The sequence below is a fragment of the Kribbella sancticallisti genome (genome assembly GCF_039530625.1).
Classification (GTDB): domain Bacteria; phylum Actinomycetota; class Actinomycetes; order Propionibacteriales; family Kribbellaceae; genus Kribbella; species Kribbella sancticallisti.
In genome coordinates, this window is record NZ_BAAAOS010000056.1 from 436,965 (window position 1) to 449,384 (window position 12,420).

The 12,420-nt window shown below is 69.5% G+C and carries 11 protein-coding genes; 5 read left to right on the top strand and 6 right to left on the bottom strand.

The window, feature by feature from the left end; genetic code table 11:
- Nucleotides 1-8: 8 nt before the first annotated feature.
- From ABD255_RS36950 to ABD255_RS36965, 4 genes are all read right to left on the bottom strand, one after another.
- On the bottom strand, nucleotides 9-800 hold the full coding sequence (locus ABD255_RS36950; RefSeq protein WP_344221446.1) for a metallophosphoesterase: 792 nt from the start codon (nucleotides 798-800) through the stop codon (nucleotides 9-11).
- A gap of 7 nt (nucleotides 801-807) precedes the next feature.
- The gene (locus tag ABD255_RS36955; protein ID WP_344221447.1) at nucleotides 808-2,043 is read right to left on the bottom strand and encodes an Nramp family divalent metal transporter; all 1,236 of its coding nucleotides are present in this window, start codon (nucleotides 2,041-2,043) and stop codon (nucleotides 808-810) included.
- Nucleotides 2,044-2,125: 82 nt separating this feature from the next.
- A complete protein-coding gene (locus ABD255_RS36960) occupies nucleotides 2,126-2,896 on the bottom strand; it encodes a hypothetical protein (RefSeq protein WP_344221448.1) in 771 nt (256 codons plus the stop codon).
- Between the two features lie 131 nt (nucleotides 2,897-3,027).
- Nucleotides 3,028-3,645 (bottom strand): SIMPL domain-containing protein, encoded by a 618-nt coding sequence (locus ABD255_RS36965; RefSeq protein ID WP_344221449.1) that lies wholly within the window; start codon nucleotides 3,643-3,645, stop codon nucleotides 3,028-3,030.
- A gap of 131 nt (nucleotides 3,646-3,776) precedes the next feature.
- Between ABD255_RS36965 and ABD255_RS36970 the strand changes: the two genes are divergently transcribed.
- Nucleotides 3,777-4,715, top strand: coding sequence for a DUF6454 family protein (locus ABD255_RS36970; RefSeq protein ID WP_344221450.1), 939 nt, complete (start codon nucleotides 3,777-3,779; stop codon nucleotides 4,713-4,715).
- 10 nt (nucleotides 4,716-4,725) lie between these two features.
- Here ABD255_RS36970 and ABD255_RS36975 read toward each other — a convergent pair whose 3' ends face one another.
- Nucleotides 4,726-5,103, bottom strand: a complete 378-nt coding sequence (locus tag ABD255_RS36975; RefSeq protein WP_344221451.1) for a HEPN domain-containing protein — start codon at nucleotides 5,101-5,103, stop codon at nucleotides 4,726-4,728.
- Nucleotides 5,100-5,732 (bottom strand): nucleotidyltransferase domain-containing protein, encoded by a 633-nt coding sequence (locus ABD255_RS36980; RefSeq protein ID WP_344221464.1) that lies wholly within the window; start codon nucleotides 5,730-5,732, stop codon nucleotides 5,100-5,102. The genes ABD255_RS36975 and ABD255_RS36980 overlap by 4 nt, the downstream gene beginning before the upstream one ends.
- A 127-nt stretch (nucleotides 5,733-5,859) precedes the next feature.
- On the opposite strand from ABD255_RS36980, the gene ABD255_RS36985 reads away from it, so the two are divergent.
- Genes ABD255_RS36985 through ABD255_RS37000 form a run of 4 tightly spaced genes read left to right on the top strand, consistent with a single transcriptional unit; the run spans nucleotide 5,860 to nucleotide 12,153 of the window.
- Complete coding sequence (locus ABD255_RS36985) at nucleotides 5,860-7,482, top strand: AMP-binding protein (protein WP_344221452.1); 1,623 nt, start codon at nucleotides 5,860-5,862, stop codon at nucleotides 7,480-7,482.
- A 56-nt stretch (nucleotides 7,483-7,538) separates the two neighbouring features.
- On the top strand, nucleotides 7,539-8,372 hold the full coding sequence (locus ABD255_RS36990) for an ABC transporter ATP-binding protein (RefSeq protein ID WP_344221453.1): 834 nt from the start codon (nucleotides 7,539-7,541) through the stop codon (nucleotides 8,370-8,372).
- A complete protein-coding gene (locus ABD255_RS36995; RefSeq protein ID WP_344221454.1) occupies nucleotides 8,372-9,019 on the top strand; it encodes an ABC transporter ATP-binding protein in 648 nt (215 codons plus the stop codon). Before ABD255_RS36990 ends, ABD255_RS36995 begins: the two co-directional genes overlap by 1 nt.
- Before the next feature lie 11 nt (nucleotides 9,020-9,030).
- Nucleotides 9,031-12,153 (top strand): FtsX-like permease family protein, encoded by a 3,123-nt coding sequence (locus ABD255_RS37000; protein WP_344221455.1) that lies wholly within the window; start codon nucleotides 9,031-9,033, stop codon nucleotides 12,151-12,153.
- Nucleotides 12,154-12,420: the final 267 nt, after the last annotated feature.

The following is a 12,420-nucleotide window of genomic DNA, read 5'->3' on the forward strand; positions in this document are numbered from 1 at the left end:
GCGCCGGATCAGATCGGGAGCAGTTTGACCACCAGGCACGGGCCGCCGTCGAAGGTGCCACCGTCGATGCCGAGGGCCAGGCCGTCGCAGTACAGGAGGGGACCGGTCAGGTACGCCGGGAGGATGCCGAGCTGGTCCGCCACGATGCTGTGGCCGTGCACGATCCGGCGGCCGCCGAGGCGGTCGAGCAGTTCGGTCGCGACGACAGGTCCGGCCTCGCCGCGGAAAGCGTACCGCGACGTCATCCGGCGCCAGATCTCCCACCAGACGGTGATGTCGTCGCTGTGCAGGTCGGCCGAGGCGTTCTGGTTGATCTCGTCGACCGAGTCGCCCCAGGCCAGGTACTCCTCGGTGTCGGAGTGCATCAGCAGGTGGTCCGCGTCCACTCCGAGCATCGGCCGGTCCAGCAACCAGGCGACGTCGTCGTCGGTCAGCAGTTCCTGGTCGCGGTCCATGCCGCCGTTCAGCGCCCAGCTGCGCTCGAAGCTGCGCGAGGTGATGCCCTCGTGCGGGACGAAGGTGCCGCCGAACTTCCGCATCCCCAGCGCCAGGATCTCGTGGTTGCCGAGCAGCATCCGGATCTCCCCGGCACTGCCGGCGGCCTGCTCCTCGAGCCGCCGGACCAGCCGGAGCACGCCGATCCCGTCCGGGCCGCGATCGAAGAAGTCGCCCAGGAACCACAGCCGGGCGTCCTGGCCGGACCAGTTGCCCTCGGCGTCGGTCAAGCCGGCCTGGTGCAGCGCCGCGGTCAGCTTCTCCGGGTGTCCGTGGATGTCGCTCACCGCGTAGGTCGCGGTCATCCCGGGCTCACCCGCGCAGCGTCAGCACGATCAGTACGACGTTGAGGGCCGAGACGGCGGTGGCTACCACGCATGCGGTGAGAGTAGTCGTCCACCGGTTGACAAGGTCGCCCATGACGCGCCGGGAGGCGGTCAGCCGGACCAACGGCCACAGCGCGCAGGGGATACCGAAGCTCAGCACGACCTGCGACACCACCAGCGCGCGGCTCGGATCGATGCCGATGGCCAGGATCACCAGCGCGGGGAGCAGGGTGACGAGCCGTCGGGTGGCGAGCGGGACGTGCCGCCGCCAGAAACCTTCGAGGATCACCGAGCCGGCATAGGTGCCGACCGAGGAGGAGGCGAAACCGCTGGCCAGCAGGGCCAGTGCGAACAGCAGAGCCGGCAGGCTGCCCAGCCGGTCGCCGATCGCGGAGTGCGCCGCGTCGAGCGACTCGGCGCCGGTGCCCGTCAGCGCGGCCGCGGCGACCACGACCATGGCCAGGTTCACCGCGCCGGCCAGCGCCATCGCGATCGCGACGTCGAAGCGGGTGGCACGCAGTACGCGCTGCTTGCCCGCTTCCGAGCGGATCGCCTTCCAGTGCCGGTCGGTGACCAGGGCGCCGTGCAGCCAGATCGCGTGCGGCATCACCGTCGCGCCGAGCATGCCGGCGGCCAGGACCAGCGAATCGGTGCCGTCGAGGCGCGGCACCATCCCGCCGGCGATCCCCGAGCCGGACGGCTCGGACTGGATCGTCGACACCACGAACCCGACCAGGACGACCGCGAGCAGCCCGATGATCGCCGCCTCGAACGGCCGCTGACCTCGTTTCGACTGATAGATCAGCAGCGCGAACGACACGATCCCGGTGATCACGCCACCGAGCAGGAGCGGGATCCCGAAGAGCAGGTTGAGCGCGATCGCGCCGCCGACCACCTCGGCCAGGTCGGTCGCGATCGCCACCAGTTCGGCCTGGGCCCACAGCCCGGACGAGGTGGACCGGCGGAAGTGCTCACGGCACAACTGCGGCAGCGTCCGCCCGGTCGCGATGCTGGCCTTGGCCGCCAGGTACTGCACCAGGACGGCCATCAGGTTGGCGCCGACGACCACCCAGCAGAGCAGATACCCGTACGTCGCCCCGGCGGCGATGTTGGTCGCGAAGTTGCCGGGATCGACGTACGCGACCGCCGCCACGAAGGCAGGACCGAGGAGCAGCAGACCCGATCGGTTCAGCTGACGTCTGAGCGGCGCCGGTGCGTACATGGGAGAAGTGTGTACCCGGAAGGGGACACGTCAACGCACAATCTGATTTTGAGACAAATCCAACTCTGGCCGGCGGTGGCGCTCAGGTGCCGGTCTTGGCCGTGCCGAGCACCTTCGTCGCCTTGTCGACGGCGTCGGTGGTCGCTTCGAGGTTGCCCGCGTCGTCCATGCTCATCGCGAGCACCACGTCGGAGAGCCCGGTGATCGCGAACACCAACTCGAACCCGGCCAGCGCCCCGCTGGTCGCGCTGAACCGGACCGCGAGCGGGTTGGTCCCGGTCTTCGGCGCCGAGATCTCACTGATCGCGACGGTCGACGAGCCGACGCCCGGGATGGACAGCTTCGCCTTGCGGCAGGACTGGACCGCCTTCTTGGTGGCGGCGATCAGCGAGGTCACCGCCTGCGGAGACCCCATCCCGTCCAGCGTCTCCTGGACGAAGGGGCCTTCCTGCCCACCCGAGAAGACCCGGGTGGCCGAAACCTTCGAACCGGGAGCGCTGGGCGCGTTGAAGAAGGTCAGCACGCCCTTGCACTTCGGATCGCTCGACGTCAGCCTGCTTCCGTCGTCGCCTTCGTCCGGCTCGACCGCGTAACCCGGCGGCAGGTCGGCCAGGGCCAGCAGCGCCTTGGTCAGCTCGGCCTTGGTCCGCGCCTTGGGCGCCGCCGGGGCGGACGGGGTCGGCGTCGGGGTGGCCGACGGCGTCGCGCTCGGGGTGCTGGACGGCGGCGGGGTCGACGACGCGGAGGTGCTCGGCGCCGGGGATCCTGCCTTGTCGTCGCCCGAGCAGGCGACCAGGGACAGCGCCAGCCCGGCCGCGAAGGCCGTCGAGAGAAGGGACCGCTTACTGACCATGCCTGACCTCCGGCTACCAGGTGCTCGGGCGATCGCCCACCGGACAGCCGGCGCACCTCGCGCGGATCCTACCCATCGGAAGGGTCGTTTCGGCCTGGACCCCACCAGGCCGAGTGTCGTGCCCAGTGTCGTCAGGCCCAGGCCCAGCGCACTTCGAGGGAGACCTCGATGGTTTGCTCGCCGGGCGCGAGACGAAGCTGGGAGTCGTACGCGCCGGCGCCCTTGGCCGCGGACTGGAGCTGAAACGGGGCGTAACCGTAGGTCTCGGCGACCGCGGCGATGGAGCCGAGGGGCTGCTCGGCCAGCGCGGCCAGCTGCCCGGCCTTCTCCCGGGCCTGGGCGAACGCGAGCTCCCGGGCCTGGTCCAGCAGCGCCTTCTTCTCCGCGACGTCGAACTGCAGGTGTTCGAGGCCGAGATCGTTGCCTGCCGCATCGACAGCGGCGTTCAGCAGCCGGCCGAACCCGGTGAGGTCCTTGGTGGTGACCGTCATCGAGTGCGAGGCGCGGTACCCGGCCGCCGACATCCCGTCCTTGTACTGCGGGTGGACGCTGACCGAGCTGGTCTCGATCTCGGCCGCCGCGACCCCCTGGTCCTGCAGGGCGGCCTGCACCGCGTCGGTGCGCTCCGCGACCCGGGCGACCGCGGTCGCGACATCGGCGGCATCGTGCCCGACACTCAACGTCAGACGAAGCAGATCAGCCGGTGCAGTCGCCTGCCCGGTCCCGGTGACAGTGATCCCAGAGTCCATGCCCGCCAGTCTGCCAGCCCGCGGGGCTCCGAGGTCTTCACCGAATGCCCTGCGTTTGGTCAGCTGGTGGAGTGCTCGGCGTCGCCCGCCGAGCGCACGCTGCCTCATCACCGAACCCAGGGAGACTTCTCATGCGTAGCAAGACCTTGCTGGCGACCGTCGTCACCGGTTCGCTGCTGGCCGGACTGACCGTGGCCGGCGCCGATGCCACCGGGCGAGACGATCGGGTCGCCCGGGCCTTCGAAGCCACCACCCGCAGTACTGCGTGGTCGCAGGTGGCGCGGATCCCGTTGCGGTTCCCGACGTACCACCCGCAGGGATTCGCGTTGGTGGGTGACCTGATCTTCCTGTCCAGCGTGGAGGTGATCGAGCCGCCGGTGCGGTATCCGGTGCCGATCGACGGGTACGACCGCAGCCCGGGCAAGGGGATCGGGCATGTCCTCGTACTGGATCGGCAGGGCAACCTGAAGAAGGACATCCGCGTCGGCGAGGGTACGGCGTACCACCCGGGCGGGATCGACTTCGACGGGGAGAACGTGTGGGTCCCGGTGGCGGAGTACCGGCCGAACTCGCGCGGGATCGTCTACAAGCTGAACCCGAGGACGTACCAGGTCACCGAGCAGTTCCGGGTCCGGGACCACGTCGGCGGGGTGGTGCGGGACCGGCGTACGGGGTTTGTGCACGGGGTGAGCTGGGGGTCGCGCACCTTGTACAAGTGGACCGCGTCCGGCAAGCAGTTGGCGGCTGAGGCGAACGTGAGCCACCTGCTCGACTACCAGGACTGCGACTACGTGAGCCGGAGCAAGCAACTGTGTGGCGGCGTCACCGGCCTCCCCACCGCGACAGGCGGCAACTACGAACTCGGCGGCCTGGCCCTCCTCCACCTGAAGGACAACCGCATCCTGCACGAGATCCCGTTCCCCGCCTTCTCCAAGGCCGGCCACTCAGCCACCCGCAACCCGGTAGCCCTCGAGGTCGACGACAACAAGCTCCGCCTCTTCACCGCCCCCGACGACGGCGAAGAACCCGGCGGCACCGAACTGACAATCTACGAGTCCCCGATCGGCTAAGCCGACGGTTTCAGCTTCTGGCGACGGATCGAGCTGTTTCCAGGAGCCGGGAGGCCCACTCGATGCTCTTGGCTGCATCGGTGGGCGAAACCGATTCGGATTGGTACTGCGACTTGGACTTGAGCCGCAACAGCCGCGAGAACGTGCTGCCCGACTCACGCCCGGCAGACCCCGCCGCCTTCAATTCGGCGACCGCCTCGGCGTGGTTGTCGGCCTTGTGGGTGCGGCCTGTCAGCGTCAGGCAGATCGCGTCCTTCGAGTTGATGCCCGAGGTGACGGCGTTCGATGCCGCGGCGTTGTACAGCCCCAGATCGTTCGTCAGTTCGGCGGCTTCGAGAAATTCTCGTGCCTTGGTGAGGTGTGCTCGGGCATCGTCCAGGGCTGTCATCCAGCAGTCTTTCGGTTGAGGGTTTTGTGAGGTGAGGTACCGGCGATGTGGACGGCGTCGCGTCGGAGTTCGGTCACCAGTCGCTCGCCGCGGCGGACGAGTCGCTTCAGTTCGCTGCTGCTGTACTCGACGATGTCGCAGCGGTTGCCGGACCAGCGAGTGGCGTGGTCGGCGAGCGTTTCCAGCTGTGCAAGCCAGAGTGGATCTGCATCGGCGATCTCGTCTGGACGCACCACGAGGATGTCGATGTCGCTGTGAGGTCCGCCCTGGCCGCGGGCAGCGGAACCGAACAACCAGACGGCTGCGGCGGGAACCTCCCAGCTTTCCGCCTCGGACTGGAGCCGGCTGAGTAAGCGTTCGCGAAGGTGAGCCAGTTCCTCGATAGCCGGCGTCGCGACGTGCTCACGGTTCAACGTGTAGAGCTTTGCTCGGCCAACCGGTTCGGCGATGACCAGGCCGTTGCGAACCAGGTCGTCCAGAACCTTCTGTACTCCGCTCGCACTTGCGGGCGTAGGCAACAGTCCTGCGACGGCGCGTCCGGTCAATGCCCGCTGGGTTCTGGCGAGCACGCTGAGCACTCGTCCGTGGAGTCCGGGGAAAGCGGTGGAAATCGGCTCGGAGTACTGCATCTCGGTCACCTCCTCGATTGCCCACTATAGCGGCTATATGCCAACTCAAGTGGTCATATGCCCACTCAAGTGGTCGACCGACCGTGTCGGCTTGTCGGGTTTGCCGGGGTGGGGTGACGATGGCGGGATGAGCTTGCCTTCGTATGCGTCCGGGGTTTCCGAGGTGCCGTTGCTCGGGGAGACCATCGGGGAGAACCTGCGGCGGACGGTTGCGCAGTACGGGGAGCGGGAGGCGCTGGTCGAGGTCGCCTCCGGGCGCAGATGGACGTACGGCGAGTTCGGCGCGGCGGTGGACGAGTTCGCGCGGGGGTTGCTGGCGCGCGGGATCGCGAAGGGCGACCGGGTCGGGATCTGGGCGCCGAACTGCGCGGAGTGGACGGTCACGCAGTACGCGACGGCTTCGATCGGCGCGATCCTGGTCAACATCAATCCCGCGTACCGCACGCACGAGTTGGCCTATGCGCTCAATCAGTCCGGCGTGAAGCTGCTGATCTCGGCGACCGAGTTCAAGACCAGCGACTACCGCAAGATGGTCGACGAGGTCCGGCCGGACTGTACTGCGCTCGAAGACGTCGTCTACATCGGTACGCCGGACTGGCACGCCGTGGTCGAGGCGGCGAGCCAGGTGAGCCAGGAGCAGTTGGAGGAACGGGCGAGTCAGCTCAGCTTCGACGACGCGATCAACATCCAGTACACGTCCGGCACCACCGGATACCCGAAGGGCGCGACGCTCTCGCACCACAACATCCTGAACAACGGGTACTTCGTGACCGAGACGATCGGGTTCGGGCCGGACGACCGGCTCTGCATCCCGGTGCCCTTCTACCACTGCTTCGGCATGGTGATGGCGAACCTCGGCTGTACTACGCACGGCGCCTGCATGGTGATCCCGGGCCCGGCGTTCGACCCCGCCGCCACCCTCCAGGCCGTGCAGGACGAGCGCTGCACCGGCCTGTACGGCGTACCGACGATGTTCATCGCGGAACTCGGCCTGCCCGGCTTCGCGGAGTACGACCTGACCAGCCTGCGGACCGGCGTGATGGCCGGCTCGCCGTGCCCGATCGAGGTGATGAAGCGGTGCGTCGCCGACATGCACATGGCCGAAGTGGCGATCTGCTACGGCATGACCGAGACCTCGCCGGTGTCGACGCAGACCCGCCGCGACGACGACCTCGACCGCCGTACGTCGACCGTCGGCCGGGTGATGCCGCACGTCGAGGTGAAACTGGTAGACCCGGCCACCGGGCTGGTCGTCCCGCGCGGTGAACCGGGCGAGCTGTGCACCCGGGGCTACTCGGTGATGCTCGGCTACTGGGACGAGCCCGGGAAGACGGCAGAATCGATCGACCGGGCCCGCTGGATGCACACCGGCGACCTGGCGGTGATGCGCGACGACGGCTACGTGAACATCGTCGGCCGGATCAAGGACATGGTGATCCGCGGCGGCGAGAACGTGTACCCGCGCGAGATCGAGGAGTTCCTCTACACCCATCCCGACATCGCCGACGTCCAGGTGATCGGCGTACCGGACGCCAGGTACGGCGAGGAACTCTGCGCCTGGATCAAGCTGAAGGACGGCGCCGACCCCCTGGACGCCACGAAGCTCAAGGAGTTCGCCACCGGCAAGCTCGCCCACTACAAGATCCCGAAGTACGTCCTGCTGGTCGACGACTTCCCGATGACGGTCACCGGCAAGATCCGCAAGATCGAGATGCGGGAGAAGTCCCTCGCTCTTCTCGGCCTCGACTGACCTCCGGGTGAGCTTCACTGGTCCCCGGGGCGGGACCGGAGCCGGGGAGGGCTGTCATGGGTGGGCTGGCGATCAGTACCAGCGGCCTTGTCCACATCTATCGCAGTCAGGGGCACGACGTCGCGGCCTTGTCCGGGATCGGGATCACCGTGCCGCCGGGGGAACTGGTCGGGCTGCTCGGGCCGTCGGGCGCCGGTAAGTCCACCTTGCTGCAGCTCTGCGGTGGGCTGCTCACGCCGAGCGCGGGGCGGCTGCAGATCGGTGAGCACAACCTCGCGACGATGACCGAGGCCGAGCTCGACCGGATGCGGGCGGGGGACGTCGGCATCGTGCTGCAAGGGGCCGGGCGGAACCTGATCCCTTACCTGTCGCCGGAGGACAACGTCCGCTTCGCCCAGCGCGCGGCGTCCCGCGACCGGACGCTGCCGGAGCCCCTCGAGGTGCTGAACCTGGTCGGCCTCGGAGACCAGGCCCGTACTCCGCTGACGGCGCTCACGCCCGGCCAGATCCAGCTGTGCGCGGTGGCGGTGGGGATCGCCACGTCGCCCGGCCTGCTGCTCGCCGACGAACCGACCAGCCAGCTCGACCACCGAGCCCGGGACGAGGTGATCGCGGCGATCTCCGCGATCAACGCGGCCACCGGGATGACCGTGCTGCTGATCACCCACGACCCCGAGGTCGCGGCGGTCCTGCCGCGCACCATCACCATCCGCGACGGCCGGATCGCGTCGGAGGGCCGCGCGGGTGAGGAGTTCGCGGTGGTCGCCACCGACGGGTCGCTGCCGCTGCCTCCGCACGTCGCCGAACTGCTGCCACCCGGCACCCTGCTCCGCGTCACCACCGAGAACGGCGAGGTCCGGATCAGCCCGGTCGAGCCGGAGGGCCGCTGATGATCACCGTCACCAACCTGACCGTCGCGTACGGCGAGCTGGTGGCCGTCGCCGACGTGTCACTCCAGGTCCCTCCCGGTTTCGTGCTCGCCGTCAGCGGACCGTCGGGAGCCGGCAAGAGCTCGCTGCTGTGGGCGATCGCCGGTGCGGTGCCGGCCAGGTCGGGCACGGTCGAGGTGGACGGGCTGGCGATCACCTCCCGGCCGGCCGCGGCGGCGCACGGGGTGGTGCTGATCCCTCAGGGCAACGGACTGGCCCGGGTACTGACCGCGAAGGAGAACCTCTCCCTCCCGCTCCTTGCTGGCGGCAACGATCTGGCCGAGGTGGACCGGACGGCCGGCCGAGCCTTGGCCGACGTCGGCCTCGAAGACAGCGGTGACCACCTGGTGGAGGAGCTGTCGGGTGGTGAGCAGCAGCGGGTCTCGGTCGCCCGCGGCGTTGCCCAGCAGGGCAAGGTGATCCTGGCCGACGAGTCCACCAGCGAGCTCGACAGCACCAACCGCGAACGGGTTCTGGACCTGCTCCGCCGCGAGGCCGGCCGCGGAGCCGCGGTCGTCATCGCCACCCACGACCCGATCGTCGCCGCCATCGCCGACGGTCACGCCGTCATGGACGAGGGCCGGCTGACCTGGCAACGCCATCTCTGAGGGGACCACGGATGTTCTTGCGGCGCGCGCTTCGGTACCGGCGGTCCCAGGCTTTCGTCCTGGCCGGCCTGAGCCTGCTGATCGGCACCTGCGCGGCCTTCGCGCCCTGGTTCGCCCGGGCGGTCGAGCAGACCGTCACCACCGAGATGCTGACCGGCCAGCCGTTGGCCGCCGCCTGGCAGTTGCAGGACCAACCGGCCGCGTCAAGCCAGGGTGTCGGCAAGCCGCGGACCCCGGAGGACCTGGCCCGCTTGGTCCCAGCCGACCTCAAGCCGCTGTTCAGCCCACCCGTCAACGGTCAGAACGCCGCCGTGGTCTGGACGCCGCGTGGAGAGCGCGTCGGGATCAGCGGACGGCTGGTCTGGCGCGACGGGTACTGCGAACAGCTCGTCCTGACGGCCGGCCGATGCCCCGGCCGGGCGGGCGAGGTCGTGGTGTCGACGACCGATGTGGACAACCACGGCTCACGCGTCGGCGATGTCCTCGACACCAAGCCCGCCGCGTACGTCGGTGGTGGCACGTTGCGGATCGTGGGTCTGTACCGGCCGGCCGACCAGCAGGCCCTGTACTGGTACGGCCGGGGTCCCACGGGACACTCCCACATCTCGTACGCGGACGACCCTCAGGCGGATGACCCGCCGGCCTCGGACTACCTGCTGACCGAGCGGAGCACCTTCGACCAGGGGGTCTGGGGGTACGCGTCGACGATCGACACCCGCCCCCTACCGGGCGACGCCGGAACGCAGCACCTCGATCGGCTCCGGGAAGCGACGACCGAGTTCGATCAGAATGCTCAGGAGCTCGGCTTCGCCGCCGCCAACGCCTCTGAACTGGCCGCTCTCATCGACCGGATCCAAGGCGAGCAACGCCAGGGAACGACGATCATCCCGCTGGTGATGGTCCAGGTCGCTCTGTTCGGTCTCGTGGTTCTGGCGCTCGCCCTGGCCGCGGTGGTGGACCAGCGCCGACCCGAGCTCGCAGCCGCACGTCTGCGCGGCGGGAGCGTGGTGCAAGCGGGCAGGTCGCTGGTGCTGGAGCTCGCCGTGCCTGTCGCCGTCGGCATGCTGGCCGGTCTTCTCGGGGGATTCGTTCTCCTCCAAGTGGTGCGAGCCACCTGGCTGGACGGCGGGGCGCCGACCGAGCTGCCCTGGGCAGTACCGGTCGCGCTGTCGGCAGCGCTGCTCGCGGCCCTCGCGGTCGTGGTCTGGTCGGTGCGTTCGGTGGTCCGGCAGCCGATCGCGACGCTGCTCCGGCGGGTGGTGCCCCGACGCAGGGGTCACACGGTCGGAATCGTCGACGTGACCATCATCGTCCTGGCCTCCGCGGGACTGCTCGCGGCGCTGACCGGCGGCGGCCGCGGTCCCCTTCCGGTGCTGGCGCCGACCCTGCTGGCCCTGGCCGTGGGCCTGATCTTCGCTCACCTGCTGCTGCCCCTTGCCGCGCTGGTGAGCCGGCGGGCGATGCGCAACGGCCGGCTCGGCCTCGCGCTGGGTGCTCTGCAGGTCTCTCGCCGCCCCGCGGCGACCCGGGTTGTCGCGGTCGTCGCAGTGGCCACCGCGCTGGCGTCGTTCGCCGGTCAGACCGCCTCGGTCGCCGGCCGGAACCGGGAGACCCGGGCCGGGTACGAGGTCGGTGCCGCCGGCGTCATCGAAGCCACGCCCGCCGGTCTCGGGAGCTTCACCAAAGCACTCGACGCGGTCGACCCCGACCGGCGCTGGCTCACTCCGGTGGTGTTGACGACGACGGCTTCGCCCGACGCGCCGCGCAGCCTGCTGATCGAGCCGGACAGCTTCCGGCGGATCGCGTACCAGGGTGACCGCCTGACCGACGAGGAAGGGTTCCGCCGCCTGGCGGCACCGGAGCGGCCGGCGCCGATCGAGCTGCGCGGCGAGCAGTTGCGGCTGACCGCGGCTGCCGTTCGGATCAAGCAGGTACTCCCGCCGACGCGCAACGGCGAGCTCCCGACGCCCCAACCGCCGGCCACGTCGCTGATCGTCAAGGCCACCGTCGTCAGCCTGCGGAACGGCAGCCGCAGTACTGCGACGTTCCCGCCGCTGCCACTCGCGCCGGGTAGGCCGGTCGACCTGACCACGGACATCGACTGTGAGGGCGGGTGCCGGCTGCTCAGGATCGGTATCGCCCCCCAGTTGGACGACTCGTCAGGTGCCCAGGGCGACGTGGTGCTCAGCAAGCTCGGCACCGACCTCCAGCCCGCCCTGCCGCTGGGCGCGCCGGCAGACTGGAAACCACTCGACGACCTCGACGACACCGGGTCTATCGCGGCCGCGGCCGCGCCGGCCGGCGGTCTCACGGTGAGAGTCACCAGCACCGGCGCCGAGCAACACCTGCAGCACACCTTGGTTCCAGTGGTGGTGCCCGCGTTGATCACGCCGGATCTCGCCGCCAACCAGGGGACCACGGTGCCCGGACTGGACGGCGTCTCCGTCCGGCCGGAGAACATCGGCCGGCTCGAAGGACCGGTCAACCGGCACTCCGAACGCGTCGCCGTGATGGATCTGGAGACCCTGCGCCGGCTGGGTGGCACCGTCACGGTGAGCAGCACGGCCTTCGAGGTCTGGCTGAACGCCGAGGGACTGGCTCACGCCGACGAGGTGATCGCGGCGCTCGGCAAGGAACAGGTCGCCGCCAAGTTCGTCGATCGGATCGACGAACGGGTGGATGCCTACGGCCGGTCCGCCAGTGCGCTGGCGCTGAAGCTGACGCCGGTCGTCGGCATCGCCGGCCTGGCGCTGGCGATCGCCGTGCTGCTGCTGATGACCGTGACCTCCTGGCGGTCCCGGGCCCAGGACTACGCGAGCCTCAAGGTCACCGGCGTACCGGCGACCACGACCGGCCGAGCCGCTCGCTGGGAGCAAACCGGACCGGTGGTACTGGCAGTCCTTCTCGGTACTGCGTGCGGCGCCGCCGGTGCGCGAATCGCCCTACCGTTGATCCCGCTGTTCGCCGACACCGGCCAGGTGTCGGCGGTTCCGCTCGACCTCGGGATCGACTGGAGCATGGTGCTGGCGCTCTGGGTGATCGGAACCGTGGCACTGACCGCGGTCACGCTGCTGCTGGGCAGCGGCATCAACCGGCGGGCGCGGTACAGCCGGATCAGGGAAGAGCTGTGGTGACAGCCACCTGCCTTTCACGAGCCGCTGAGCCGAAGTGTTACCGCGAGTTCACCAGCGGGGAGCCGGGCGAAGTGTTCCTTCGTGATGCCAACTCTCATCACGGCTCCTTTGCCGCGCGTCAGATCTCCCAGAGTGAGGCGGCTGCCAGGAAGCGTCGTCTGACGGAATGGGAGTGCTAGCTAGATAAGGAAGTCTGCGGCTGGGGCTCTAGTACTACAGCCGGAGTTCGTGATGTGCGGCGTGGGGGCGTGACGAGGCGCGGCCACC

Bases quoted from the DNA above. Each gene is read 5' to 3' on its own strand.
- ABD255_RS36950 (WP_344221446.1), bottom strand. From the start codon at position 800: ATGACCGCGACCTACGCGGTGAGCGACATCCACGGACACCCGGAGAAG.
- ABD255_RS36955 (WP_344221447.1), bottom strand. From the start codon at position 2,043: ATGTACGCACCGGCGCCGCTCAGACGTCAGCTGAACCGATCGGGTCTG.
- ABD255_RS36960 (WP_344221448.1), bottom strand. From the start codon at position 2,896: ATGGTCAGTAAGCGGTCCCTTCTCTCGACGGCCTTCGCGGCCGGGCTG.
- ABD255_RS36965 (WP_344221449.1), bottom strand. From the start codon at position 3,645: ATGGACTCTGGGATCACTGTCACCGGGACCGGGCAGGCGACTGCACCG.
- ABD255_RS36970 (WP_344221450.1), top strand. From the start codon at position 3,777: ATGCGTAGCAAGACCTTGCTGGCGACCGTCGTCACCGGTTCGCTGCTG.
- ABD255_RS36975 (WP_344221451.1), bottom strand. From the start codon at position 5,103: ATGACAGCCCTGGACGATGCCCGAGCACACCTCACCAAGGCACGAGAA.
- ABD255_RS36980 (WP_344221464.1), bottom strand. From the start codon at position 5,732: ATGCAGTACTCCGAGCCGATTTCCACCGCTTTCCCCGGACTCCACGGA.
- ABD255_RS36985 (WP_344221452.1), top strand. From the start codon at position 5,860: ATGAGCTTGCCTTCGTATGCGTCCGGGGTTTCCGAGGTGCCGTTGCTC.
- ABD255_RS36990 (WP_344221453.1), top strand. From the start codon at position 7,539: ATGGGTGGGCTGGCGATCAGTACCAGCGGCCTTGTCCACATCTATCGC.
- ABD255_RS36995 (WP_344221454.1), top strand. From the start codon at position 8,372: ATGATCACCGTCACCAACCTGACCGTCGCGTACGGCGAGCTGGTGGCC.
- ABD255_RS37000 (WP_344221455.1), top strand. From the start codon at position 9,031: ATGTTCTTGCGGCGCGCGCTTCGGTACCGGCGGTCCCAGGCTTTCGTC.